Genomic DNA, 25,907 nt, shown 5'->3' with positions numbered 1-25,907 from the left:
GCAATGCAGACTTGGTACCCGCAGATCAAACCCTACGCCCGGCACGATCTGGCAGTCGATGACACCCACACCCTGTATGTCGATGAAAGTGGCTCCCCCGAAGGCCTGCCTGTCGTCTTCATTCACGGTGGCCCTGGTTCCGGTTGCGACGCCCAGAGTCGCTGCTATTTCGATCCCAATCTCTACCACATCGTCACCTTCGACCAGCGCGGTTGCGGGCGCTCCACGCCCCGTGCCAGCCTGGAAAACAATACGACCTGGGATCTGGTCGCCGACCTTGAGCGTATCCGCGAGCACTTGGGTATAGAAAAATGGGTGCTGTTTGGCGGCTCCTGGGGCTCCACGTTGGCCCTGGCCTACGCGCAAACCCACCCTGAGCGCGTGCATGGCCTGATCGTGCGCGGCATTTTCCTGGCGCGTCCGCAGGACATCGAATGGTTCTACCAGGCTGGCGCCAGCCGCTTGTTCCCGGACTACTGGCAGGACTACCTTGCGCCGATCCCCGCGGACGAGCGTCACGACATGATCACCGCCTACCACAAGCGCCTGACCGGCAACGACCAGATCGCCCAGATGCACGCGGCCAAAGCCTGGTCCGGCTGGGAAGGGCGCATGCTGGGCCTGTGCCCAAGCCCGCAGCATGTGGAGCGTTTTTCCGAACCGCAGCGCGCCTTGTCCATCGCCCGGATCGAGTGCCACTACTTCACCAACAATTCCTTCCTGGAACCCAACCAACTTATTCGCGACATGCACAAGATCGCCCATCTGCCTGGCGTAATCATCCATGGCCGCTACGATATGATCTGCACGTTGGATAACGCCTGGGAGTTGCATCAGGCTTGGCCCAACAGTGAATTGCAGGTGATTCGCGAAGCGGGTCATGCGGCGTCCGAGCCCGGCATTACCGATGCGTTGGTCCGCGCGACCGGCGAGATGGCACGGCGCCTGCTTGATCTGCCGCCAGAAGAAGCATGAAGGGCTTGTTGCAACGGGTGCGTGGCGCCCGTGTCGAGGTGGCGGGCGAGGTTGTCGGCGCCATCGACCAGGGCTTGCTGGTGCTGGTGGCCGTTGAGCCTTCAGATACGCCGGAGAGCGCCGATAAGTTGCTGCACAAATTGCTCAACTACCGGGTATTCAGCGACAACGAAGGCAAGATGAACCTGTCTCTCAAGGATATCGGCGGCGGTTTGCTGCTGGTGTCGCAGTTTACGTTGGCGGCGGATACCAAGAGCGGGCTGCGGCCAAGCTTCTCCACAGCGGCCCCGCCGGCCCTGGGAGCGGCGCTTTTTGATCACTTGCTGTTACAAGCGCAACAATTGCATGACAAGGTGGCGTCGGGGCGTTTTGGCGCCGATATGCAGGTGCATTTAGTCAATGATGGCCCTGTGACATTTTTGTTACAGGTGTGAATGTATTAAAAACGACGCTTAATGCCTAAAAACGCAGGATTTCGCTACAAATACTTCGCTGCCCCTGATGCGTTGTGTCGCGGGCTACTAGATAATCGCGCGCTACGGGGATCAGCGTTGTTTGGTCCATTTTTGACTTAGGTAGAGACTTGTCCGACATCCATTGGGGAATCATTTTGACCCAGGGGAGTCGGAACAATGCTCGCCAACCTGGCATATAGATAGCTGGCCGTTGGTTTTTTGATCTGTTTTCGGCGAGGGTTGCTCGTGATTGTTAGTCCCTGTAATGCACCAAAATTGTCTGCCAAACGGTTACGAAACGCACTGGTAACGGGCTCTGCCCTGTTTTGCCTGTTCGGCGCGGGTCAACTGTGGGCATTCAGTCTGGATGATGTGTCGGCCAAGGCAAAAGAGCTGGCCGGGCAGAAATACGAAGCTCCGCGCAGCAATCTGCCGAACGAATTCCGCGAGATGAAATTCGCGGACTACCAGAAGATTCGTTTCCGCAATGAAAAAGCCGAGTGGGCCGATCAGAACACCCCGTTCAAGCTGTCCTTCTATCACCAGGGTATGCACTTCGATACACCGGTGAAAATCAACGAAGTCACGGCTGACAGCGTCCAGGAAATCAAATACGACCCGTCGCGTTTCGATTTCGGCGATGTGAAATTTGATCCTAAAGCCACCGAACAACTGGGTTATGCCGGTTTCCGTGTCTTGTTCCCGATCAACAAGAGCGACAAGCAAGACGAAATCATGACCATGCTCGGCGCGAGCTATTTCCGTGTCGTCGGCAAGGACCAGGTGTATGGCCTGTCTGCCCGTGGCATGGCGATCGACACCGCGCTGCCGTCTGGTGAAGAGTTCCCGCGTTTCACCGAGTTCTGGATCGAGCGTCCAAAACCGGGTGACAAGCACCTGGTGATCTTTGCCCTGCTCGACTCCCCACGTGCGACCGGCGCCTATCGCCTGATCCTGCGTCCGGGCACCGACACTGTAGTCGACGTGAAATCCCAGATGTTCCTGCGCGACAAGGTCAGCAAACTGGGCGTTGCCCCGCTGACCAGCATGTTCCTGTTTGGCGCGAACCAGCCGTCCAAGGTGCTCAACTACCGTCGCGAACTGCACGACTCCAGCGGTCTGTCGATCCATGCCGGCAACGGCGAGTGGATCTGGCGCCCACTGAACAACCCTAAACACCTGTCGGTCAGCAACTTCACCGTAGAAAACCCGCGTGGTTTCGGTCTGCTGCAACGCGGTCGCAACTTCAGCCATTACGAAGACCTGGACGACAACTACGACAAGCGCCCAAGCGCCTGGATCGAGCCTGAAGGTGACTGGGGCAAGGGTTCCGTCGATCTGGTCGAGATCCCGACCGCCGATGAAACCAACGACAACATTGTTGCCTTCTGGAGCCCGGCTGAATTGCCGAAAGTCGGCGAGCCGCTGGAAGTCGCCTACCGCCTGCACTGGACCCTGGACGACGCCGCGTTCCACTCGCCGGACAGCGCCTGGGTCAAGCAGACCCTGCGTTCCACGGGTGACGTGAAGCAATCCAACCTGATCCGTCAGCCCGATGGCAGCGTTGCCTATCTGGTGGACTTCGAAGGTCCGTCCCTGAAGAAACTGCTGCCGGACGCCCCGGTGCGCAGCCAGGTGAGCGTGGGTGACAACGCTGAACTGGTAGAAAACAGCGTGCGTTACAACGAACACACCAAAGGCTGGCGCCTGACCCTGCGCATGAAGATCAAGGACGCGGGCAAACCGACCGAAATGCGTGCGGCCCTGGTCCAGGACATCCCGCAGGCTGAGCCCGAGAAGGTGTCGAGCCAAGTGCTCAAGGCTGACAAGGTCCTGGCCAAGCAACACGAGAAACAGGCCAAGAAAGACGCCAAGGACAAGGAAGCCAAGCAGCCAGAAGCTGCCCCAGCCACGCCGGAGCCGATCAAGACCGAGCAAGTCCTGACCGAAACCTGGAGCTATCAGTTGCCTGCCGATGAGTAATTCTCAAGTCACGCCAGAGACTCTGTCCGAGTATCTGGCGCATCTCCCGATGACCGCTGAGCAGCGCGCCGAACTGGCGGGCTGCACATCCTTCACCGAGTTGCACGAGCGTTTGTCGTCCGCAACCTTTGACGCGCCCGTCGATGCCGCCCAGGCGTCGGTTGGCCGCCGCTTGACCCTGAGCACCGCCGAAGAGCTGCAAGACGCCGAAATGCTGGCGCTCGACGCCAGCGGTCGCGTGTGCCTCAAGGCCACGCCGCCGATCCGCCGCACCCGCGTGGTGCCGGAGCCGTGGCGTACCAATATCCTGGTGCGCGGCTGGCGCCGTATTACTGGCCGCAGCAACCCGCCGGCGCCGCCGAAGGATGAACGCGTATTGCCGGCTGCACGCTGGCGTACCGTGGGTTCGATCCGTCGGTACATCCTGCTGGTGCTGATGCTCGGCCAGACCATCGTTGCCGGCTGGTACATGAAAGGCATCATGCCGTACCAAGGCTGGTCGCTGGTCGACTTCGACGAAATCCGCAACCAGACCCTGCTGCAAACCGCCACCCAAGTACTGCCTTACGCTCTGCAAACCAGCATCCTGATCATGTTCGGGATCTTGTTCTGCTGGGTGTCGGCCGGTTTCTGGACGGCGTTGATGGGCTTCCTGGAGCTGCTTACCGGTCACGATAAATACCGGATCTCCGGTAAAAGTGCCGGTGATGAGCCGATTCCGAAAGACGCCCGTACCGCGCTGGTAATGCCGATCTGTAACGAAGACGTGCCGCGTGTATTCGCCGGTTTACGTGCGACGTTCGAATCGGTGGCCGCTACCGGTGACCTGGACCGCTTCGACTTCTTCGTGCTCAGCGACAGTAATGACGCCGACATCTGCATCGCCGAACAGCAAGCCTGGCTCGACGTGTGCCGCGAAGCCAGTGGCTTCGGCAAGATCTTCTATCGCCGCCGTCGCCGCCGCGTAAAGCGCAAGAGCGGCAACCTCGACGACTTCTGCCGTCGCTGGGGCGGTGACTATAAGTACATGGTCGTGCTCGACGCGGACTCCGTGATGAGCGGCGAATGCCTGACCAGCCTGGTGCGCCTGATGGAAGCGACGCCGGATGCCGGGATTATCCAGACCGCGCCGCGTGCGTCGGGCATGGACACCCTGTATGCGCGCATGCAGCAGTTCGCAACCCGCGTGTACGGCCCGCTGTTCACCGCCGGCCTGCACTTCTGGCAGTTGGGTGAATCCCACTACTGGGGCCACAACGCGATCATCCGCATGAAGCCGTTCATCGAGCACTGCGCCCTGGCGCCGTTGCCGGGTAAAGGTGCGTTCGCCGGTTCGATCCTGTCCCACGACTTCGTTGAAGCCGCGCTGATGCGCCGTGCCGGCTGGGGCGTGTGGATTGCCTATGACCTGCCGGGCAGCTACGAAGAACTGCCGCCGAACCTGCTGGACGAACTCAAGCGTGACCGTCGCTGGTGCCACGGTAACCTGATGAACTTCCGCCTGTTCCTGGTCAAGGGCATGCACCCGGTGCACCGCGCGGTGTTCCTGACGGGGGTGATGTCGTACCTGTCGGCGCCGTTGTGGTTCCTGTTCCTGGTGCTGTCCACGGCCTTGCTGGCGGTGAATACACTGATGGAGCCGCAGTACTTCATGGCACCGCGCCAGTTGTACCCACTGTGGCCGCAATGGCATCCGGACAAGGCGGTGGCGCTGTTCTCCACCACCATCGTGCTGCTGTTCCTGCCCAAGTTGCTGAGCATCATCCTGATCTGGGCCAAGGGCGCGAAAGAGTTCGGCGGCAAGTTCAAGGTGACCCTGTCGATGCTGCTGGAGATGCTGTTCTCCATGCTGCTGGCGCCGGTGCGGATGATCTTCCACACCCGTTTCGTCCTTGCCGCGTTCCTCGGCTGGGCTGCGACCTGGAACTCGCCGCAGCGTGACGACGACTCCACGCCATGGAGCGAAGCGGTCAAGCGCCACGGTCCGCAAACTGTGCTGGGCTTCCTGTGGGCGCTACTGGTGGTGTGGTTGAACCCGAGCTTCCTGTGGTGGCTGGTGCCGATCGTGGGTTCGCTGATGCTGTCGATCCCGGTGTCGGTGATCTCCAGCCGGGTCAAGCTGGGCCTCAAGTCCCGCGACGAGAGCCTGTTCCTGATCCCTGAGGAGTACAACCCGCCGCAAGCGCTGCTGTCGACGGAGAAGTACACCCACGAAAACCGCTGGCACGCCCTCAATGACGGGTTTGTGCGGTCGGTGGTCGACCCGCAGCAAAACGCCCTGGCCTGTGCCTTGGCGACCTCGCGTCACCGTGAGGCCGAGCCGATCGAGTACCTGCGTACCGAACGTGTTCGTCATGCGTTGAAAGTCGGCCCTGCCGGCCTCAACAACGGCGAGCGCCTGGCGTTGCTCAGTGACCCGGTGGCCTTGGCCCGCCTGCACGAGCAGGTCTGGAGCGAAGGGCATGCCGAGTGGCTCGCCGCTTGGCGTGACTCGATCAAGGCCGACCCGCACGCGCCGTTGCTCCCGCTGCAACCGCTGTCGTCCCAGGCCCAACCGGCCTGATTCAGACACCCCCGAGGGCACACCTCGGGGGTGTTTCAAACGCTGGTCCTACAGCGTTTTTCGTATCTTCTTTGTCTTTCTAACCCCTTGTTATTTCGAAACAAAAGACCCTCGTTCGAGGCGTTTTTGCGTGCCCGCGACTGGGTTAGGATCGCCCCCCAAATATGTCTCGGCCACGGGGGATTCATGCTCAAAAGGTATTGTTCGGCATTGCTGATAGGCGCTGCCGCATTGATTCACATCAGCCAGTTACACGCGGGCGCAATTGACGACGCAGTCCGGCGTGGCGTGCTGAAAGTCGGCACCACGCCCACCTACATTCCCTTTGAAATGACCGATAAACAGGGGCGCATCGTCGGTTTTGAAATCGACTTGCTCAAGGTCATGAGCCAGGCGCTGGGGGTGGAGCTTGAGTTGGTCTCAGTGCCCTATACCGCGCTGTTGCCGGGGTTGAAGGCGAAAAAATTCGACTTGATAGGCAGTGGCATGACGGTCACCCAACAGCGCAATCTGACGCTGAATTTCAGCGACTCCTTCATCGTGGTGGGCCAGACCGTGCTGCTGCACCCGAGCTTGGCAGGCAAGGTCACCAGCGTTGAGGACCTGGACGATGCCAGCTACAGGATCGCTACCACCGAAGGCACCACCGGCGAGGCTGCAGCGCGGAGGTTTCTGGGGGCCGCTCGGCTGAGCAGCTTTGCGACGCCGGAAGAAGGCGTACGCCAGGTGGTAGACGGCGTGGCCGATGCCTTTATCCATGATGCGCCCTACAACCTGATCGCATTGAGCCGGCCCGAGAACAGCGCGCTGCTGTCCCTGGAGCAGCCGTTTACCTTTGAACCCCTGGCGTTTGGTGTGAGAAAAGGCGACTTCGACAGCCTCAACTGGATCAACCATTTCCTCAATCAGGTTGCTCAGGACGGGACGTACGATCGTCTGCATGACCGGTGGTTCAAAGACACGGCCTGGGTGGAGGACATTGACTGAAAGTCATACCTTCTTACACATCAATCCGTTGGTGAAACGTCCCACGCACCTGTCTATCCCAGCGCTTCACTGCTGCCTGTAGGGCTTATCCGACATACGCCGATAACAATTACTGGTGAAACCTTTGTGACAGGCAACGAGTGGGGTAGGATCGCACCCCGAAATGGTGCAGCCGTTTTGCGCGCCGACCTTATAAGAATCGTTTTGGGGACTTGATGATGAAAAAGTATCTATCGATGCTGCTGCTTGGCGTCACGGCGCTGGTCGCTGCCAATGCGGCCCAGGCCGGTGCCATTGATGATGCGGTCAAGCGTGGCACGCTGAAAGTCGGCATGGACCCGACTTACATGCCGTTCGAAATGACGGACAAGCGCGGTGAAATCATCGGCTTCGAAGTCGACATCCTCAAGGCCATGGCCAAGTCCATGGGCGTCAAGCTGGAGCTGGTTTCCACTGGCTATGACGGCATTATCCCGGCCTTCCTCACCGGCAAGTTCGACATGATCGGCAGCGGGATGACCCTGACCCAGGAGCGCAACCTGCGCCTGAACTTCAGCGAACCCTTCATCGTGGTCGGCCAGACCCTGCTGATCCGCAAGGAATTGGAAGGCACCATCAAGTCCTACAAAGACCTGAACGACGAAAAATACCGCCTGACCTCCAAGCTGGGCACTACCGGTGAGATGGTCGCCAAGAAGCTGATTTCCAAAGCCAAGTACCACGGCTATGACAATGAGCAGGAAGGCGTGCTGGACGTGGTCAACGGCAAGGCCGATGCCTTTGTGTATGACGCACCGTACAACGTGGTTGCCGAGAAGAAAGTCGGCAACGGCAAGCTGGTGTTCCTGGACGAACCCTTCACCTTCGAACCCTTGGCGTTTGGCCTGAAGAAAGGCGATTACGACAGCATCAACTTCATCAACAACTTCCTGCACCAGATCAGGAACGACGGCACCTACGATCGCATCCATGACAAGTGGTTCAAGAGCTCCGAGTGGCTCAAGGACATGGAATAAGTTCGGCGAAGTACCGAGTCGCGCCCTTCGCGAGCAAGCCCGCTCCCACATGTGACCGAGTTCCAACATGAGAATGCGGTCAAAATGTGGGAGGGGGCTTGCCCCCGATGACGGCCTGCCAGGCGACACATAACCCGGAACCTGAAATGAAACAGAAAAAAGTCCAATGGCCGTGGCACCTGCTGACCGTGGTCGTGCTGGTCGGTCTGGCCGGCGCTTTGTACTACGCCACTTCGCTGATGTCCTACGAATGGCGCTGGAACCGCGTGCCGCAATACTTCGCGTACCAGGCCGAAGAAGCCCAGCGGGCAGCGGATATCTCCACCGTCATTGACCTGGTCCGCAAAGGTGACGTGGCCGAAGTGACCCTGCGCAACGACGCAGGCGCCGAGCAGAAAGTGACGGTCGCCGACAACAGCCTGCAAGTGTCACGCGGCGACGACGTCGCCGAAGGTTATGTTATTGGTGTGAATCGTCATTGGGCACTGGGCCCGTTGATGTGGGGTTTGTGGACCACACTGTGGCTGTCGGTTGTCTCCGGGATTCTCGGTTTGGCGATTGGCCTTGCTACCGGTTTGTGCCGACTTTCGAATAACCCGACCTTGCGCGATCTGTCGACGATCTACGTCGAACTGGTACGCGGCACCCCATTGTTGGTGCAGATCTTCATTTTCTATTTCTTTATCGGCACGGTGCTCAACCTGTCCCGTGAATTTGCCGGGATCGCCGCGCTCTCGTTGTTCACCGGCGCCTATGTGGCGGAAATCGTTCGTGCGGGTGTGCAGTCCATCACCCGTGGCCAGAACGAAGCCGCACGCTCGCTCGGCCTGAGTGCCGGCCAGTCGATGCGCCATGTGGTGCTGCCGCAAGCCTTCAAGCGCGTACTGCCGCCCCTGGCAGGGCAATTCATCAGCCTGGTGAAAGACACCTCGCTGGTCTCGGTGATCGCCATTACCGAACTGCTCAAGAGCGGTCGTGAGGTAATCACTACCTCGTTCTCGCCGTTTGAAATCCTGTTCTGCGTCGCAGGCCTGTACCTGCTGATCAACCTGCCGCTGTCGAAAATGGCCAGCCGGCTTGAGCGGAGGCTCGCCCAAAGTGATTGAAGTCCGCGATCTGGTAAAAGTCTTCGACACCCGTGGCCATGTGGTACGCGCGGTGGACCACGTGACCACCCAGGTGGCCAAGGGCGAAGTGCTGGTGGTGATCGGCCCGTCCGGCTCTGGCAAGTCCACCTTCCTGCGCTGCCTCAATGGCCTGGAGGAGTTCGACTCGGGTTCGGTGAGCATCGACGGCCTGCAGTTGGCCGATCCGAAAACCGACGTGAACGCCTATCGCCGTGAAGTCGGCATGGTGTTCCAGCACTTCAATCTGTTCCCCCACATGACGGTCTTGGAAAACCTGTGCCTGGCGCAAAAAGTCGTGCGCAAGCGCGGCAAGCAGGAGCGTGAAGCCAAGGCCCTGGCGCTGCTGGAAAAGGTCGGCATTGCGCAAAAGGCCAACGAATTCCCATCCCGGCTTTCCGGCGGCCAGCAACAGCGCGTGGCGATTGCCCGGGCGTTGGCGATGGAACCCAAGGTGATGCTGTTCGACGAACCCACCTCGGCCCTGGACCCGGAAATGGTCGGCGAAGTGCTGGACGTGATGAAGACCCTGGCCCTGGAAGGCATGACCATGGTCTGCGTCACCCACGAGATGGGCTTTGCCCGCGAGGTAGCGGACCGCGTGCTGTTCTTCGATCATGGCAAGTTGCTGGAAGATGCAGCACCGGCCGAGTTCTTTGATGCACCGAAAGACCCACGTGCCCAGGCGTTCCTGCGTCAGGTTCTGTAGGCACACGCCGTTCAGACCTTGAATCTTCCTACACACTGCTGCAGATCCGTTCCCAGTCGCGCCAACTCGATACTCGCTGCCGCCGTTTGCTCACTGGCGGCAGCGGTTTGTTCCGAGACGTCGCGCACTTTCAATACGCTGCGATTGATCTCTTCGGCGACCAGGCTTTGCTCCTCGGCCGCTGCGGCAATCTGTGGGTTCATTTCCTGGATGAGCGCCACGGTGCGGGCGATCTCCGTCAGGGCGTCCCCGGCGTTGCGGGTCAGGCCGACGCTGTTGTCAGTGAGCGTTCGGCTGTAGTCCATGATGTCGGCAGCCTGCTGCGTGCCGCTGTGCAAGCCACCAATCAACTCTTCGATTTCCTCAGCCGACTGCTGGGTCCGCTGGGCGAGGCTGCGCACCTCATCGGCGACCACCGCGAAGCCTTGGCCGGCTTCACCGGCCCGTGCCGCTTCTATCGCGGCGTTGAGCGCCAACAGGTTGGTCTGCTGCGACACCGACTTGATCACATCCAGCACGCTGCCGATCTTCTGGCTTTCGCGTTGCAGGCCCAGCATGGCTTCGCTGGAACGGGCCATCTCGTGGGCCAGGTGTTCAATTTGCGCCACGGCATCCATCACTACCTGATCGCCCAGTTCCGCCTGTTGAGTGGCCTGGCTGGCGGCGATCGACGCTTGCTCGGCGTGGCGCGCGACTTCCTGGGCGGTAGCCAGCATCTGGTTCATGGCCGTCGCCACCTGCTCGGTTTCATCGCGCTGGTTATTCACTCCGGCGCGGGTCTGTTCGGTGACGGTAGAGAGTTCCTCGGCGGCGCTGGCGATTTGCCGCGCGTTGTCGCTGATGTTGCCGATCAGCCCACGCAGGTTCAGCGTCATTTGGCTCATGCTGCGTTGTAGCTGGCCCAGCTCGTCGCGACGCTGTGTCTGCACATCGTGGCTCAGATCGCCCTCGGCAATGCGATTGGCCAGCGACAGCGCCTTGCGCAGCGGGTGCACGATTTGCCCGGCGATCACCCAGGCGGCCAGGGCACCGAGGAGCAGGGCAGCCGCGGCGATGCCCAAGGTCTGAATGCGCGCTTGTTCGGCTTCGCGGTCGCGTCGTTGGGTCTGATCCTGGCTCAAAAGATCACTCTGTGTGAGCAACTGATCCAACTGCTGCTCCAACTGGTTATGTGCACGTTCGGTCGTGAGTTGGATGTCCTTGAGCCGGGTCAGGTGGGTGCGCACGCTCAGGACGGCATTTTTGAGCGCCACGCTGTCGACCGACAGCTTCGCCACGTCAGCTTGGGCGAGTTCAAGGCCTCGCTCAGCGTCAACCACGGCTTGGTCATAGGCATCCAGTGAGCTGGACGCCCAGGCTGGACTCTTGGCCCGGTCTTCGGCCTGCTCCATGGCCTGGCGCAGGTTTTCGACGGCCTCCAGGGCTTTTTCATCGTCCTGATCAGGCAAGTCGCTGGTCAGCTGTGCCAGGACATCGCCAGCACGAGTGGTGCTCTGTGTCAGTTGTCCGCGGGCATTTTCGCGTTTTTCCACCAGCGCAGGCACGCCCTTGAGGGTGGATTTGAAGGTGGCGGAAATCCGCGTCATCTCCTGCAAGTATTGAAGGGACTTTGGCACCTTGAGTCGGTTGGACAGCTCCGTCAGGGCCCCGTCGACTTTCTCCATGCTGGCGCTCAATCGACTGAGGCTGTTGGCCTCGTCCAGAGTGCGGTAGAGAATTCTGTCGGCGCGCAGTTCTTCGCCAGCCACCGCCAGTTGCGCCAGCACGGTCAAGGTTTGTGAGCGGTAAAGGGACGCTGCCAATGCTTGCCAGCCGGTCACGGCAATGACAAGGCTCAGGGCCAGTACCAGGGCGAAACCCAGGACCAGTTTGAGGGTGACACTGGCGTTACCCAGCAGGTGAGTCATTCGACCAAACATGATTGACCTCCGACAAGCGAGCTAACGGGTGTAGTTCGATGAACTCACTTGAACGCTAGTGACTTTGAAGGTCGGGTGGGCCTGAAAAACGTGTGGGAAATTTCGCAGATTGTAGGCGGCGACCCAGGGCAGGTCGCCGCGCGGGGAGGTGGGTCAGACGCGGAAGCGACCGACCAGTGCTTGCAGGTGGGTGCCCAGGCGCGCCAGTTCGGTGCTCGACGCGGCGGTTTCTTCACTGGCTGCAGCCGTCTGCTCCGAGACGTCGCGCACGTTCAGCACACTGCGGTTGATCTCTTCCGCCACGGCGCTTTGCTGTTCGGCGGCGGTGGCGATCTGGGAGTTCATCGCCTGGATGGTCGAGACGGTACGGGTGATGTTCTCCAGCGCGCTGCCGGCGCGGCGGGTCAGTTCGACGCTGCTGTCGGTGAGGTTGCGGCTGTTGTCCATGATGGTCGCGACCTGTTGCGTGCCGCTCTGCAGGCCGGCAATCAGCTCTTCGATCTCTTCGGTGGACTTCTGGGTGCGCTGGGCCAGGCTGCGCACTTCATCGGCCACCACGGCGAAGCCACGTCCGGCTTCACCGGCGCGGGCGGCTTCAATCGCCGCGTTGAGCGCCAGCAGGTTGGTTTGCTGGGCCACGGACTTGATCACGTCGAGCACGCTGCCGATCTTGTCGCTTTCGCGTTTCAGGTCGCCCATGGCGACCGTGGAGTTGCCAACCTCAGTGGCAAGGCGCTCGATCTGGGCGATGGCTTCACCGACCACCTTGTCGCCTTCGCGGGCCTGCTGGTCAGCTGCTGCGGCGGCTTCGGAGGCTTCTTCGGCATTGCGTGCGACTTCCTGCACGGTGGCGGCCATCTCGTTCATCGCGGTGGCCACCTGGTCGGTCTCGACTTTCTGGCTGTTGACCCCGGCGCTGGTCTGTTCGGTGACGGCCGACAGTTGCTCGGCAGCGCTGGCGATCTGAGTCACGCCTTCGCTGATGCCGCCGATCAACTCGCGCAGGCCTACGGTCATGCTCTGCATGGCCCGTTGCAACTGGCCGAGTTCGTCCTGGCGCAACGAGGTCAGGTTATGGCTCAGGTCGCCGGAGGCAACGCGCTCGGCGACCTGGAGGGTCTGGTCCAACGGGATGATGATCTGGCGGGTGATCGCCCAGGCAGCCACCAGGCCAAAGATCAACGCCAGCACGGTAGCCAGCAGCAGAAGGTACTTGGCTTGTGCGGCGTCGGTATCGCGCACCACCGTTTGGGAAATGGTCAGCTTGTCGCTGTGACCCAGCAGCAGATCGCCTTGTGCGGTCATGATCTTGAGGGCAGCTGCGTTGGCCACCTGCGAGTCACGGTACTGGCTGACAGCGGCGCGGTAGGCTTGCAGCGAAACGCTGGCCTGTTGCAGATTGGTCGAATATTGCTCGGGCAGTTGGCCGTTGAGGCTGGTGATTTTTTTCAGGGCGTTGTCGATGGCATCCAGTGCCGGCTGCTCGGCTTCGACCTTGCCGCTGTAGGTGTAGCCGCGCACCTGGAAGCGCGCCTGCTGGATCAGCTTGCTCACGTCCACCACGCTGTTGAACAGGCTGACGCTGTCGCCTTGCAGCAACGACTTTTCGATCTCGTTGATTTTGACGACCGCATTGTCGGCGGTATCGCCCAGCTTGCTGCGGGCGTTTTCGCGGTTGGCGCCAGCCTGCACCATGTCGCTGAAAGCGCGCTTGTACTGGTCCACAGCAGCCAACTGTTCATCGACCAGGGCCGTGTCGGCGGGTTGTTCAATCAGCGTGCGGGCGGTCTTGAGGCCGATGTCGAGCTTGTTCAGTAACTCGCTGACCGCGCCCGGTCCTTGTTCGCCACGACGCATGTCATAGTCCAGGCGTGCGAGACGCAAGTCCTTGGTCAACCCATTGAGGCTGGAGATAAAGCCTAGCTTGTCACCGCGACTGATCACATCGCCCAGGCCTTTCCAGCCGGTGAGGGTGATCATCACTGTGAGCAGTAATACCAGGCCGAAGCCTACGCCCAGTTTGGTTTTGACGCTGACATTCCCCAGCTTTTCGGCTAACCAACGATACATGCTGCGAACTCCCGTGGAACAAGGCTTGGACTTATTCAGGAGTTATCGGCACGGTTCCGGGATTCTGTAGCGATGCAGACCAATGTGGGAGGGGGGCAAGCCCTCTCCCACATTGGATGTGTGGTGTGTTTAGAACAGGCGGGCGAGGAGGGCCGTCACGGCGGTTTCGACCCGCAGGATCCGGGCGCCGAGTTGCACCGGCTGCAAGCCGGCCTTGGCCAGCAGGTCGACTTCGTAGGGAATCCAACCGCCTTCGGGGCCGATGGCGAGGGTCACCGGCTCATCCAGCCCGCGGGGGCACGCTGGATAATCACCGGGATGGCCGATCAGGCCCAGGGTGCCTTCGGTCAGGGCCGGCAGTCGGTCTTCGACGAACGGCTTGAAGCGTTTTTCGATGATGATCTCGGGCAACACCGTGTCCCGCGCCTGTTCCAGGCCGAGGATCAGTTGCTCGCGAATCGCTTCGGGCTCCAGGAACGGGGTTTGCCAGAAGCTCTTTTCCACCCGGTAGCTGTTGACCAGCACCACCTTCGGCACACCCATGGCGGCCACGGTTTGCAGCACCCGGCGCAGCATTTTCGGGCGCGGCAGGGCCAGCAGCAGGGTCAGGGGCAGTTTGGTCGGCGGCGGTTGGTCGAAGCTCACTTGCAGTTCGGCTTCACTGGCTTCCAGGCGCAGCAATTGCGCGGCGCCCATCAACCCGCCGATGCGCCCCACGCGCAGGCTGTCGCCGACGGCGGCGCGGTGGACTTCCTGCATATGCACCAGGCGTCGATCACGCAGGATCACCCGGTCGGCCGCGATAAAGTCGGCCTCTTCAAGCAGCAGCAGGTTCACGGCTGGGTCGCTGGCGGCTGGTCGTCGTCGGCGGGTTGGTCATCCGGGTGTTCGCCACGCTTGCTGATCAAACCGCTGAACAGGATGCCGATCTCGAACAGCATCCACATCGGCACGGCCAGCAGGGTCTGGGAGAAGATGTCCGGCGGCGTCAGGATCATGCCGACCACGAAGCAGCCGATGATCACGTACGGGCGGATCTTCTTCAGATAAGCCACGTTGACCACGCCGATCCACACCAGCAACACCACCGCCACCGGGATTTCGAAGGCCACGCCAAAGGCGAAGAACAGCGTCATCACGAAGTCGAGGTAGCTGGTGATGTCGGTCATCATCTCCACGCCGGCCGGAGTGGCAGCGGCGAAGAACTTGAAGATCAACGGGAACACCAGGAAGTAGGCGAACGCCATGCCGGTGTAGAACAACAGGATGCTCGACACCAGCAGCGGCACGGCGATGCGTTTTTCGTGCTTGTACAGGCCCGGCGCAATAAAGCCCCAGATCTGATGCAGGATCACCGGGATCGCCAGGAACAGCGAGACCATCATCGTCAGTTTCAGCGGCGTAAGGAACGGCGATGACACGTCGGTGGCGATCATCGTCGCGCCGGCCGGCAGGTACTGGCGCAAAGGCGTGGAGACGAAGGTGTAGATCTGCTGGGTAAAGGCGAACAGCCCGGCAAAGATGATGAAGATGGCCGCTACGCAACGCAGCAGGCGGGTACGCAGCTCGGTGAGGTGCGAGACCAGCGGCATGTGCTGGTCGTTTTCCGGTTTATCAGCGCTCATGGGGCTCGCGGCGGCAAAGTAGGGTCATGGGGCGCGGGCGACGCGGCAGGCGTCGGCGCAGGCTCGGTTGGCGCGGTCGGAATCGGGGCAGCGGGCGCAGGCTCAACGGCGGGCGCGATGCTGTGCTCGGCCACGGGTTCCACCGGTCTGGCGGGTTCCTGGACGGGGGACAGAATCTTCCGGGCTTCCTGCTCCAGCGACAGAATGTGCTCGTTGTGCAGTTGCCGGCGGATCTCGTCGGCGCCGATTTCCCGTTCAACTTCCTGTTTGATCGCGTTGAAACTGCGTTTCAGGCGCCCGATCCACAGGCCGGCCGTGCGCGCGGCACCGGGCAGGCGTTCCGGCCCCAGTACCAACAGGGCCACGAGGCCGACGAGCAGCAGTTCAGAGAAGCTGATACCAAACATTAGTCAGTGCTCACGAGTCTTTGCGGGTCGGCTCTTCGACTTTCTCAGCCTGCACGTCGAAGGTGCGACGCTCGGTGATCGGCTGGGCGGCCTGCGGATGCACCGGCTGGGCCGGCGGCACCGGATTGGCGGCTGGGTCGGCAGGCTTTTCGTCGTCGTTCATGGCTTTGCGAAAGCCCTTGATCGACTCGCCCACGTCGGTGCCCAGGTTCTTGAGTTTCTTGGTGCCGAACACCAGTACCACGACCACCAGAATGACGATCCAGTGTTTCCAGTCAAAAATGCCCATGCTGCAAATCCTCTAGTCTTAGTTATTCAAGCGGACGGGCGCGAGGCCTTTTCGGCATGCCCGGACAAGCCGAAGCGACGGTCCAGTTCATCCAGTACGGCCTGTGGATGCTGCCCCAGTTGGGCGAGCATGACCAGGCTATGGAACCACAAGTCAGCGGTCTCATAGATGACATCGCTGCAGTCGCCGCTGATTTGTGCGTCCTTGGCGGCGATGATCGTCTCGACGGACTCTTCGCCGAGCTTTTCCAGAATCTTGTTCAGGCCCTTGTGGTACAGGCTGGCGACGTAGGAGCTGTCGGCGTCCGCACCTTTGCGGTCTTCCAGCACCTGGGCCACGCGGTTCAGGGTATCGCTCATGATCAGTGTCCTGCGGAGTAAATGGCGTGCGGGTCTTTGAGCACCGGCTCTACAACCTTCCATTCGCCGTTCTCGAATACGCGGTAGAAGCAGCTGTGACGGCCGGTGTGGCAGGCGATATCGCCAATCTGCTCGACCTTGAGGATCACCACGTCGGCGTCACAATCGATGCGCATCTCGTGCAGGGTCTGCACGTGCCCGGACTCTTCGCCCTTGCGCCACAGTTTGCCACGCGAACGTGACCAGTAAATGGCGCGCTGCTCAGTGGCGGTGAGGCTCAGGGCCTCGCGGTTCATCCAGGCCATCATCAGCACGCGCCCGGTCTTGTAGTCCTGGGCAATGGCCGGCACCAGGCCGTCACTGTCCCACTTGATCTCGTCCAGCCAGTCTTTCATGTTCGGCTCCGGCAATTTGCGACAGTGTATAACCGGATTGGCTATCGACGCACGATCAGATAAACACCCACGGCGACCATGATCCCCGCTGGCCAGTGGCCCAATTGATTCAACGGCCCGCCAATCGCCAGCATCACCCCGCCCACCAGGTGCGCCGCGCCGAGCAGGCGCAGGAACCAGTCGTCCTTGCGCTTGCGCCATGGTGGTTCCGGGTCCTTGGCGTGGGGCTGGGACATGCGTTCCAGCAGGTCGCGGGTCATGTTGGCCAGGTGCGGCAGTTGCTCCATCTGGCTGTGGAGGTTGCCCAGCACGGTTTTCGGGCTCATGCGCTCGCGCATCCAGCGTTCCAGGAACGGCTGGGCGGTGTTCCACAGGTCGAGGTCCGGGTACAACTGACGGCCCAGGCCTTCGATGTTGAGCAAGGTTTTTTGCAGCAGGACCAACTGCGGCTGCACTTCCATATTGAAGCGCCGCGCCGTCTGGAACAGGCGCATCAGCACCTGTCCAAAGGAGATGTCCTTCAACGGTTTTTCAAAGATCGGTTCGCATACGGTGCGGATAGCGGCTTCGAACTCGTTGAGTTTGGTTTCCGCCGGAACCCAACCCGAATCAATGTGCAACTGTGCCACTCGGCGGTAGTCACGCTTGAAGAAGGCGAACAGGTTGCGCGCCAGGTAGTCCTGGTCTTCCGGCGTCAGGCTGCCGACGATGCCGCAGTCGATCGCAATATACTGCGGGCTCCACGGGTTGACGGTGCTGACAAAGATGTTGCCGGGGTGCATGTCGGCGTGGAAGAAGCTGTCGCGGAACACCTGGGTGAAGAAGATCTCCACGCCGCGTTCGGCGAGCATCTTCATGTCGGTACGCTGGTCGGCCAGGGTCGCGAGGTCGGTGACCTGCACGCCGTAGATGCGCTCCATCACCAGCACCTTGGGGCGGCACCAGTCCCAATACACCTGCGGCACGTACAGCAGCGGCGAGCCTTCGAAGTTACGTTTGAGCTGGCTGGCGTTGGCGGCTTCGCGTAGCAGGTCGAGTTCGTCGTAGATGGTTTTTTCGTAGTCGGCGACCACGTCCACCGGGTGCAGCAGGCGCGCATCGGCAGAGAAACGTTCGGCGGCGCGGGCGAGGATGAACAGCCATGCCAGGTCCTGGCCGATGATCGGCTTGAGACCGGGGCGAATTACCTTCACGACCACTTCTTCGCCGGTCTTGAGCTGCGCGGCGTGGACTTGTGCCACGGAGGCTGAGGCCAGCGGCTCGACGTCGAAGCGGGTAAAGACGTCGCTGATCTTCTTGCCCAGCTGTTCTTCGATCAACGCCATCGATTGCTTGGAGTCGAACGGCGGCACGCGGTCCTGCAACAGCATCAGTTCGTCGGCGATGTCTTCGGGCAGCAGGTCGCGGCGCGTCGAGAGGATCTGCCCGAACTTGATAAAGATCGGCCCCAGGTCCTGTAGCGCCAGACGCAGACGCGCACCCCGGCTCAGCTCCAGTTGCTTGCGCGGGAACCAGCGCCACGGCAGCACATAGCGCACCGCCAGCAGGAACCACGGGAGTGGCAGGGCGAACAGCAGGTCATCAAGGCGGTAGCGGATTACGACGCGCTGGATACGAAACAAACGGCGGACGGCGAGCAGCTTCATGCGTTATCGCTTGGATCAAGGGAACGGCTCAGGCGCTCGAAGCGCGCCTCAAGGCGTTCCAGGTCGATTTTGGCCTTGTCGAGTTCGCGAAAGCGCGCTTGCGCTTCCCGTTCTCCGACCAGGGTGCGCGATTCTTCGCTCAGGTATTCGGCGAGGTTCTGGTTGAGGCTGGCGAACCCTTGCTGGTACCAGCGCGTGCGGCTGCGCAGGTGCCCGCTGATCAGTTGGGTGGCCACGGGGCCGATCCAGCGTGACAGCTCGTATTCCCAGTCCAGCTCCAGGTCTTGCAGCACAGCGGCCAGGTCCATCAGCACCGCGCTGTCGCCTTCCAACGCCACTTCAGGGCTGTGCAGGATGGCGGTCTTGTTGCGGCTCAAGGCCAGGTGCAACAGGCTCGATGCCGGCGCACGCAGGGTGCAGTCGGCGTCGGCGGCCCATTGGCTGGCGAGCAGCAGGCCTTCGTCGCTGGGCAGGATAAACAGCTGCAAGGCGGGGCTGGTGCAATCGACGGCAATCACCTTGCCGTTCAAATGCGCGAGCCGCGCCAGGGCGGTACTGTCCAGGCGCAGCACACGGTTGAGGCCGTGTTCGACGCTGGCGAGCAGGCCTGCGAACAGCATCAGGGCTTGATGCCGCGGTGCAGGGCGACGATGCCCGAGGTCATGTTGTGGTAGGTCACGCGGTCGAAACCGGCCTCTACCATCATCGACTTCAGGGTTTCCTGGTCGGGGTGCATGCGGATCGACTCGGCCAGGTAGCGGTAGCTCTCGGCATCATTGGTGATCAGCTTGCCCATCAATGGCATGAAGGCGAAGGAATAGGTGTCGTAGACCTTGGACATCAGCGCGTTGGTCGGCTTGGAGAACTCCAGCACCAACAGGCGTCCACCCGGCTTGAGGACGCGCAGCATCGAGCGGATCGCGTCTTCCTTGTGCGTCACGTTGCGCAGGCCGAAGGCGATGGTCACGCAGTCGAAATGGTTGTCGGGGAACGGCAGCTTTTCAGCGTCGGCCTGGACGAATTCAATATTGCCGGCCACGCCCTTGTCGAGCAGGCGGTCACGGCCAACCTTGAGCATCGAGCCGTTGATGTCCGCCAGTACCACCTGGCCCGTCGGGCCGACGAGCTTGGAGAACTTGGCCGCCAGGTCGCCCGTACCGCCGGCGATGTCCAGCACGCGGTTGCCGGTGCGTACGCCCGACAACTCGATGGTGAAACGCTTCCACAGGCGGTGCATGCCGCCGGAGAGCACGTCGTTCATCAGGTCGTACTTGGCGGCGACGGAGTGAAACACCTCTGCGACTTTTTCCGCTTTCTGGCTTTCCGGGACGTTCTTGAAGCCGAAGTGAGTGGTGGGTTCGGCATCGCTGCCTTTGCGCTGATCAGTCATATCGCTGTCACCAAAAGAGAATGCGGGACATGATAATCCCCAAGGCCTGCTTTGTCTTGGCAAGGCTGCAGGTAAGATAGCTGCCCACCGAGACCTTTTGCCGCATTGAAGGCAGGCAAATCCCTATAAAGAGGAGTCATTGCAATGGCCCGTATCACCGTTGAGCGTGCACATTCCCTGGGTAAAGAAGGCGCACGGGCAAAGGCCGAGAAGTTGGCGCTCAAACTCAAGGAACAATATGGCCTGGAGCCTTCGTGGTCCGGCGACACCTTGAACCTCAAGCGTTCCGGGGTTAAAGGCACTGTATTAGTGGCGGATGATTCGCTGCGTATCGATGTGGAGTTGGGGCTGTTGATGTCGGCCATGAGCGGCACGATCAAGTCTGAAATCGAGAAAGCCCTGGATAAGGCGCTGGCCTGACCGATTGTTCTTAGGGTGCCGATTCTAATTTTCCAGCCTACTTTGTGCCCAGGCCCTCAACTCCTGTGGGCCGTTCCTCTCCCCCGATCTGCGTGAGGTGCACCATGGCCAAAGTTATCCTGAAGAAAAAAATCGACGTTCAGACCGGTGTCCTGACTGACGTTAAAACCTACGCCCGCAAGATCTGGCTGGCCGGTCTCGGTGCTTATGCGAAGGTCGGCAGTGAGGGTGGCGAGTACTTCAAAGAGCTCGTAAAGAGCGGTCAACATGTTGAAAGCAAAGGCAAAAAAGTTGCAGTTGAACAACTTGATGCCGCCAACAGTCAGATTGACCAAGTAAAGAGTAATGTCTCTTCCGTCAAAGGTCTGGTAGAAGTTCAGCTGGATAAAGTTGAAAAAGCTTTTGATACTCGTGTAGCCAGTGCCTTGAATCGAATCGGCATTGCGTCTAAACATGACGTGGAGACACTCTCTGCTAAGCTCGAAGAGCTGACGGCATTGCTCGAACGTGTCGCGCGTAAACACTAAGGAGACATCGGGATGGCTGTTAAAAAGACTACTCAGAAAGAAGGCAGCTCGTGGGTCGGGGAAGTTGAAAAATATTCCCGTAAGATCTGGCTTGCTGGTTTAGGCGTGTACTCGAAGGTTAGCAGTGACGGCGGCAAGTACTTCGAGACTTTGGTCAAGGACGGCGAGAAAGCCGAGAAGTTGACCAAAACCACGGTTGGTAAAAAAGTTGAAGCGGCCAAGGCAACTGCCGGTTCTGCCAAGTCGAGTATTTCTGACACTTGGGGCAAGTTGGAAGAGACTTTCGACAAGCGCCTGAACAGTGCCATTTCGCGACTGGGTGTGCCGAGCAAGGCCGAGCTGAAAACGCTGCACAGCAAGGTCGATACCCTGACCAAGCAAATCGAAAAACTCACCGGTGCCAAAGTCGCCCCGGCTAAAGCCGCTGCGGCTAAGCCGGCTGCCAAGCCAGTCGCTAAAACGGCTGCTGCCAAACCCGCCGCTAAAACTGCCGCCAAGCCTCTGGTAAAAGCCGCCGCCAAGCCAGCTGCAAAACCTGCGGCCAAGGCGCCGGCTAAGGCCGCTGCCAAGCCAGCCGCCAAAGCCAAACCAGTGGCTGCCAAAGCCGCTGCCAAGCCTGCGGCTAAACCTGCAGTGAAGGCCGTCGCCAAACCGGCAGCCAAGCCAGCTGCTAAAACCGCAGCCGCCAAGCCAGCCGTTAAACCAGCTGCTGCCAAACCGGCGGTGGCCAAGCCTGCTGCCAAACCAGCCGCTGCGAAGAAGCCAGCGGCCGCGAAGAAGCCAGCAGTCGCGAAAAAACCAGCAGCGCCAAAGCCGGCCGTAGCCGCCAAGCCTGCAACGCCAGCGCCAACCGCTTCGACAGCCAACTCGGTGTCCGCGCCAGCGCCTGCTGCTGCCCCGACTGCAACGCCGGCAACGCCGACGCCATCCAGTCAGTCCTGATCCTTTCGGGACAAAAAATGCCCGGCCTGCAAAGGTCGGGCTTTTTTTTGCGCGTGATTCCAGCCTCTGTTCAGTTGTAGGTGATCGAAACGGTCACCGCGCTGGCCAGGGTGCCTTGGGTGATCGCCGCACCGGTTTTGTGGTACGCCGCCGTGAGGGGGATCACCGCTTTGTGGCTGCTCGTTGCCACCTTGCGGCTGCGCTGGGCGGGGGTGCCGTTGGCGGGAATGACAAAAGCTGGGGAGACGCGGTGTACCAGTTGAAGGGCGGTCCCCTTGGAGGTCCCTGTGTTGGAAAAAAGCTCGGCGTTGCCGGCGGAGGCTTTTCCTGCGAACAGAAACGTCACGTTACGTATATCCGACTCGCAGTCGGCAGAGACCTCGAAATCAAACGCGCCCGTACTGGGGGTTGCATCGAAGTCAGATACCTTGACCGTCGGCAGCGTGATGCTGCGGTTCTCATCGCCGACGGCCAGGTTGCACGTGCCGGCGTTGACTTGCCCGATAAAGGTCAAGGTGCCCGTGGTCTCGGCCTGTGCAGTATGGGTTATCAGGCTCGCCGTGATTGCCAGCAGCGGGGTGAGTGTTCGAATGCTCATCAAAGGAGTCTCAGGGTTTCAGTTATAGGTAATGTTGACGGTGGCGGTACTGACAAGAGTGCCCGGGGTGACTGTGCCGTTTTTGTGATAAGCAGCGCCCAGCGGCAAGACGGCGCGGTTGCCATCAACCACCACCGTGCGCGTGTTGTTATCGCCGTTGGCGCCGATGTTTTGGATCCCTCCACCTATGCGGGAGTAAAGCCACACATCTACTCCGCGAGCAGTGCCGGTATTGGCAAAAAGCGCTTCATGCCCTGGCGCGGGTGTGCCTGAAAAGCGAAAGGTGACATTGGATGCGTTGGTGCAGTGGGCGGTGAGCTCGAATTGGCGTTCGCCGGTATAGGTGGCGTTTTGAAGGGCGCTGACTTTGATCGGGTCGAGCGAGATCGTACGGTTGACGTCACCGGTCGCCAGGTCACAGGTGGCGCCAGGGGTGACAAAACGAACAGAGTTACCCAGGCGCAAGGTAAAGCCGTCTGGGCGTCCGTCCCTTTTGGCTGACCAGATTTCTCCGGCTGGTACCACCCCATCGGCGACAGCTGCGATTTTGTAGAGCTTCAATTCTGCGGCGGTGAGGCTGGGGGCTGTTCCACTTGAGGGCGCGCCTGGTTGAGTGTGCATTCCAAAGAAATTGGTGAATCCCCCGGCACTGGTGATGCGCAGACGTGCACCTACACCTGGCGCTTCGGTGCGATGGAACGGGGGGACCGGAGGCATGTTGAGGAATCGCCCGGTAATCCTCAGGTGCGCGTCCCTGCAGACCGCGAAAAAGGCAGGTGCGGTACCGCTGAATGCGCGACTGATGATTTCCCCGCCTATAGGTAGATCGGCCGGGACGGTGATCGTGTCAGGCAGATTGAGGGTGAGCGTGCTGTTCATATACCGGTCACAGTCTGCATGAGCGGCGATCGGCAGAACGAGGGCCAGGAGTGTGGAGATAAATTGCAGGGAGTGTTTCATCGTCAGTCTCGCAGTGAGGAATAGGCCTTGTCGGCCCGGCAAGTGCCAGAGTCCAATTGCCGCAATCGGTTGGCGCCCTCGGTGCTTGGTTGAACGTCGAGGTGGTAGCGCAGCCTGCAGGTGGCGCGGGCGCTGGATCCCCACCTGACCGTCAACTGCCCCTGCGTGCGAGGCACGCGGACAAAGGCCTTGCCGCCCTGGCCGACCACGCCGACGCTGGCGTCGTCTTCATCGAATACATCCGCGCCGAACGGTAACGGGCTGCCATCCTCGCGCCGCGCCGTAATCAAGAGGGCCTGGCCGCTGACGGTTTCAAACTGCACCTTCACCACCGACCCGGCGCGAGGCGCGACGTTTTGCGCGGCGGTCTTGAGTTCGACGTCGACGGACAGATCCCTGGGGTCCAGTTCAACGACGTTCTGGCGATAAGGCGTGAGGTGAGGTACCACGGCGAAGCCGCTTTTGCCGACCTGTGCACTGTGGTTGCCGTTGATCCGCGCGCCCAGGGCGTCGGGTGCCTGGACGATGCCGATGGTGTCGCCCAGTTCTGGGGCGAAGGTCACGCCGTCCGGGTGGGCGACAAGACCGCCGGTCATGCCAAACGAGGTTGTGCGATACGTGTTGCTCTGGCCGTAGCTGGCGGACAGCACCCCTGGGTTCGCCTGGTATTTCACGTCTGCGCTTGTGGCGTTACCGCTGCCGAGCGTTCGGCTGGCCCCCAGGCCGTAACTGAGTTCACTGCGCTCGCCGAGACTACCGCCCAGGCTGAGGCGTTCGCCGCTGCTTTGATCGCCGCGGTAGGCCGTGGTGGTCAAGGTTGGCGCGTGCGCGTCGCTGCCCAGCGGCAGGCTCAGGGTGAAGTCTACTTGCTGGTCGACCCGCTCACTCAGCAGGTCCCGGTTGCGCTGCGCACTCACGGTGTAGTGCAGTCGCCTCCAGGTGCCGCTGTACCCGGCGGTAAACGTCAGGTTGCCGCTTTTACGGTTCCAGTAGTTCTGTGATGAGCCCGTCAGGTAAACCGCGCCTTGCTTCAGGCTCTGGTTGAGGCTGATGTCCATTCGGTCGCGCAGTCGCGATACGTTGTCCAGGCGCACCCCGTCGAGGGCGAAGTCGCGGATGCGTGCCGCATCGCCCACGTTCAGGAAGCCCTCGGTGGAATAACGGTACGCGCCGAGGGCAAAGTGGGTGCCGGTATCGGCGAAATTCTTGCTGTAGCGCAGTTGCAGGCTTTGCCCCTTACGTGATCCATGCCCCGGCAAGTGGGCGTCGGAATAGGTCAGGTCAAGCGAGAGTGCGCCCAGCGGCGTATTGAAGGCGGTGCCCAGCAATTGTGAGCGGTAGTCATCGCCCATCACCCCGCCGGTGTACCCGGTCAGCAGGTTGCTCAGACCCTGCTGATAAGTGGCCTGCGCCAGCATTGGCGGGTGGCGCAGGCCGATCTCATCCAGCCGCCCGAGACTCAACGAGTAGCGGCTGAAACCTGGGCGCAGCAGGTGGGCATTGGCGGCGAACGGCACGATGAATTCACGCTGGCGCCCATCGGCCTCGGTGATCGTGACGTTCAGGTCGCCACCGTACCCGGTGGGGAACAAGTCGTTGAGCACGAAGGGGCCAGGCGCTACCGACACTTCGTCCAATAGCACGCCGCGCTGGCGCACCGTGACGCGCGCATTTGTCTCGGCAACGCCGCGTACCACGGGCGCAAATCCGGTCTGGGAGTCGGGCAGCATGCGGTCATCGCTGAACAGGCTGGCGCCGCGCAGGCGCACGCTGTCGAACAGTTCGCCGGGGGTGTAGATCTCGCCCGCAATCAACTGTGAGCGCAACGTGCTCCATTCGCGCTGCACGTAAGTGGCGTTGCTTTGATAACCGGAACCGAGCGTGGAGCGGCTGTAGCTGCCGTTGTGGCGCCAGTGCCAGTCGCCCAGGTTGAGCCCGGTGTTGAGGCCCAGATACTGGGAGCTGATGGAGCGGCCATTCGTCTGGGTGGCGAAGGTGTTGGCGTTGTAGCGTACAAAGGCGGCATTGATCCCGTGGTCCCATTGCTGCGGGTCGACATAGCCCCGTGCCTTGCGCGCCAGGTAAACCTGCGGAACCTGCAGGTCCAGGCGGTTTTCGCCGGAGTCGAACTCGCTGCTGGCGCCGGGCAGGTAAGTCGCAATATCCGCGCAGCGGGCAAACGGGGCGGTCGGTGTCTGACCGGCTTCGACAGCCCGCTGTGCGACCGTGTCCAGGTTGATGCCAAACCTGAGCAGTGCATCGCGCTCCAGGCACAGTTGTGCGGCTTTCTGACCGTTCACGGCGACGAAGTGCAGGGTTTCACGGCCTGTCCACTGGCCGTTGAGGTGCACGTCGGTGCGATAGTTGCCGGGCAGGGTGACATTGCCTTGGTTGAACTTTGATACGTCAACCCGCACCCCGGTCGCATCCGTTGCAAAGAAGGCGGGGTTGAATTCCACAGGCTCAGCCCCGTGGGCACCCATGGCGTGCGCGCCACTCACCAGCAGCAGGCAGTGCGCTGTAAGTTTAAAACTCATGTTTACGTTCT

24 protein-coding genes and 2 pseudogenes are annotated in these 25,907 nt (G+C 60.9%); 11 read left to right on the top strand and 15 right to left on the bottom strand.

The features are described from left to right. Positions 1-3 precede the first annotated feature (3 nt). From pip to NDJ82_RS18560, 8 genes and pseudogenes are all read left to right on the top strand, one after another. Positions 4-975 carry a prolyl aminopeptidase gene (gene pip, locus NDJ82_RS18595; RefSeq protein ID WP_191959775.1) on the top strand — a complete coding sequence of 324 codons (972 nt, stop codon included), beginning with the start codon at positions 4-6 and terminating at the stop codon, positions 973-975. Then, a complete protein-coding gene (gene dtd / locus NDJ82_RS18590) occupies positions 972-1,409 on the top strand; it encodes a D-aminoacyl-tRNA deacylase (RefSeq protein WP_158879040.1) in 438 nt (145 codons plus the stop codon). Before pip ends, dtd begins: the two co-directional genes overlap by 4 nt. A 324-nt stretch (positions 1,410-1,733) precedes the next feature. Then, entirely contained in the window at positions 1,734-3,413 is a 1,680-nt protein-coding gene (locus NDJ82_RS18585) for a glucan biosynthesis protein G (RefSeq protein WP_177411593.1), read from the top strand. Beyond that, positions 3,406-5,978, top strand: a pseudogene (gene mdoH, locus NDJ82_RS18580) (glucans biosynthesis glucosyltransferase MdoH); the annotation flags it as partial. The gene NDJ82_RS18585 and the pseudogene mdoH, both read left to right, overlap by 8 nt. Before the next feature lie 184 nt (positions 5,979-6,162). Then, positions 6,163-6,963: a transporter substrate-binding domain-containing protein gene (locus NDJ82_RS18575; protein WP_158879041.1), complete on the top strand. Its 801-nt coding sequence runs from the start codon at positions 6,163-6,165 to the stop codon at positions 6,961-6,963. A gap of 218 nt (positions 6,964-7,181) precedes the next feature. After that, positions 7,182-7,979, top strand: a complete 798-nt coding sequence (locus NDJ82_RS18570) for a transporter substrate-binding domain-containing protein (protein WP_034109369.1) — start codon at positions 7,182-7,184, stop codon at positions 7,977-7,979. A 146-nt stretch (positions 7,980-8,125) separates the two neighbouring features. Further along, positions 8,126-9,085, top strand: coding sequence for an amino acid ABC transporter permease (locus tag NDJ82_RS18565; protein ID WP_250926037.1), 960 nt, complete (start codon positions 8,126-8,128; stop codon positions 9,083-9,085). Further along, the gene (locus NDJ82_RS18560) at positions 9,078-9,812 is read left to right on the top strand and encodes an amino acid ABC transporter ATP-binding protein (RefSeq protein WP_057724449.1); all 735 of its coding nucleotides are present in this window, start codon (positions 9,078-9,080) and stop codon (positions 9,810-9,812) included. The genes NDJ82_RS18565 and NDJ82_RS18560 overlap by 8 nt, the downstream gene beginning before the upstream one ends. Before the next feature lie 11 nt (positions 9,813-9,823). Here the strand turns inward: NDJ82_RS18560 and NDJ82_RS18555 are convergent, their stop codons facing one another. The 12 genes and pseudogenes from NDJ82_RS18555 to ubiE form a co-directional block, all read right to left on the bottom strand. Then, a complete protein-coding gene (locus tag NDJ82_RS18555) occupies positions 9,824-11,731 on the bottom strand; it encodes a methyl-accepting chemotaxis protein (RefSeq protein WP_250926036.1) in 1,908 nt (635 codons plus the stop codon). A 153-nt stretch (positions 11,732-11,884) separates the two neighbouring features. Further along, positions 11,885-12,598: a methyl-accepting chemotaxis protein gene (locus NDJ82_RS27725; protein WP_400528629.1), complete on the bottom strand. Its 714-nt coding sequence runs from the start codon at positions 12,596-12,598 to the stop codon at positions 11,885-11,887. Positions 12,599-12,742: 144 nt separating this feature from the next. After that, positions 12,743-13,711, bottom strand: a pseudogene (locus NDJ82_RS27720) (methyl-accepting chemotaxis protein); the annotation flags it as partial. A 219-nt stretch (positions 13,712-13,930) separates the two neighbouring features. Further along, a complete protein-coding gene (locus NDJ82_RS18545; RefSeq protein WP_099583827.1) occupies positions 13,931-14,638 on the bottom strand; it encodes a 16S rRNA (uracil(1498)-N(3))-methyltransferase in 708 nt (235 codons plus the stop codon). Further along, a complete protein-coding gene (gene tatC, locus NDJ82_RS18540; RefSeq protein WP_049710428.1) occupies positions 14,635-15,426 on the bottom strand; it encodes a twin-arginine translocase subunit TatC in 792 nt (263 codons plus the stop codon). The genes NDJ82_RS18545 and tatC overlap by 4 nt, the downstream gene beginning before the upstream one ends. After that, the gene (gene tatB, locus NDJ82_RS18535; protein ID WP_099583826.1) at positions 15,423-15,833 is read right to left on the bottom strand and encodes a Sec-independent protein translocase protein TatB; all 411 of its coding nucleotides are present in this window, start codon (positions 15,831-15,833) and stop codon (positions 15,423-15,425) included. Before tatB ends, tatC begins: the two co-directional genes overlap by 4 nt. Positions 15,834-15,843: 10 nt before the next feature. Next, the gene (locus NDJ82_RS18530; protein ID WP_017738835.1) at positions 15,844-16,122 is read right to left on the bottom strand and encodes a twin-arginine translocase TatA/TatE family subunit; all 279 of its coding nucleotides are present in this window, start codon (positions 16,120-16,122) and stop codon (positions 15,844-15,846) included. Positions 16,123-16,148: 26 nt separating this feature from the next. Further along, entirely contained in the window at positions 16,149-16,481 is a 333-nt protein-coding gene (locus NDJ82_RS18525) for a phosphoribosyl-ATP diphosphatase (protein ID WP_003209299.1), read from the bottom strand. A gap of 2 nt (positions 16,482-16,483) precedes the next feature. After that, entirely contained in the window at positions 16,484-16,876 is a 393-nt protein-coding gene (hisI, locus tag NDJ82_RS18520) for a phosphoribosyl-AMP cyclohydrolase (RefSeq protein WP_012721796.1), read from the bottom strand. Positions 16,877-16,917: 41 nt separating this feature from the next. Beyond that, the gene (gene ubiB / locus NDJ82_RS18515; protein WP_099583824.1) at positions 16,918-18,522 is read right to left on the bottom strand and encodes a ubiquinone biosynthesis regulatory protein kinase UbiB; all 1,605 of its coding nucleotides are present in this window, start codon (positions 18,520-18,522) and stop codon (positions 16,918-16,920) included. Then, the gene (locus NDJ82_RS18510; protein ID WP_099583823.1) at positions 18,519-19,142 is read right to left on the bottom strand and encodes a ubiquinone biosynthesis accessory factor UbiJ; all 624 of its coding nucleotides are present in this window, start codon (positions 19,140-19,142) and stop codon (positions 18,519-18,521) included. The genes ubiB and NDJ82_RS18510 overlap by 4 nt, the downstream gene beginning before the upstream one ends. Further along, positions 19,142-19,912, bottom strand: a complete 771-nt coding sequence (gene ubiE / locus NDJ82_RS18505; protein WP_003171186.1) for a bifunctional demethylmenaquinone methyltransferase/2-methoxy-6-polyprenyl-1,4-benzoquinol methylase UbiE — start codon at positions 19,910-19,912, stop codon at positions 19,142-19,144. The genes NDJ82_RS18510 and ubiE overlap by 1 nt, the downstream gene beginning before the upstream one ends. A gap of 144 nt (positions 19,913-20,056) precedes the next feature. On the opposite strand from ubiE, the gene NDJ82_RS18500 reads away from it, so the two are divergent. The 3 genes from NDJ82_RS18500 to NDJ82_RS18490 all read left to right on the top strand — a co-directional run bounded on the left by NDJ82_RS18500 (position 20,057) and on the right by NDJ82_RS18490 (position 21,801). Continuing rightward, the gene (locus NDJ82_RS18500; protein ID WP_099583821.1) at positions 20,057-20,332 is read left to right on the top strand and encodes a polyhydroxyalkanoic acid system family protein; all 276 of its coding nucleotides are present in this window, start codon (positions 20,057-20,059) and stop codon (positions 20,330-20,332) included. A gap of 104 nt (positions 20,333-20,436) precedes the next feature. Further along, positions 20,437-20,859, top strand: a complete 423-nt coding sequence (locus NDJ82_RS18495; protein ID WP_250926034.1) for a phasin family protein — start codon at positions 20,437-20,439, stop codon at positions 20,857-20,859. A gap of 12 nt (positions 20,860-20,871) precedes the next feature. Further along, positions 20,872-21,801: a phasin family protein gene (locus tag NDJ82_RS18490; RefSeq protein WP_250926033.1), complete on the top strand. Its 930-nt coding sequence runs from the start codon at positions 20,872-20,874 to the stop codon at positions 21,799-21,801. A gap of 70 nt (positions 21,802-21,871) precedes the next feature. Here NDJ82_RS18490 and NDJ82_RS18485 read toward each other — a convergent pair whose 3' ends face one another. Genes NDJ82_RS18485 through NDJ82_RS18475 form a run of 3 tightly spaced genes read right to left on the bottom strand, consistent with a single transcriptional unit; the run spans position 21,872 to position 25,896 of the window. After that, complete coding sequence (locus NDJ82_RS18485; protein ID WP_250926032.1) at positions 21,872-22,399, bottom strand: fimbrial protein; 528 nt, start codon at positions 22,397-22,399, stop codon at positions 21,872-21,874. 18 nt (positions 22,400-22,417) lie between these two features. Further along, positions 22,418-23,359 carry a fimbrial protein gene (locus tag NDJ82_RS18480; RefSeq protein WP_250926031.1) on the bottom strand — a complete coding sequence of 314 codons (942 nt, stop codon included), beginning with the start codon at positions 23,357-23,359 and terminating at the stop codon, positions 22,418-22,420. Positions 23,360-23,361: 2 nt separating this feature from the next. Further along, positions 23,362-25,896, bottom strand: coding sequence for a fimbria/pilus outer membrane usher protein (locus NDJ82_RS18475; protein WP_250926030.1), 2,535 nt, complete (start codon positions 25,894-25,896; stop codon positions 23,362-23,364). Between the last annotated feature and the right edge of the window lie 11 nt (positions 25,897-25,907).

This window comes from Pseudomonas sp. SR18, from assembly GCF_023701505.1.
In the GTDB taxonomy this organism is placed as follows: Bacteria; Pseudomonadota; Gammaproteobacteria; order Pseudomonadales; family Pseudomonadaceae; genus Aquipseudomonas; species Aquipseudomonas cyclaminis.
Note: the sequence above shows the minus strand (reverse complement) of the source record. Positions and strands in the feature narration are given on the sequence as shown.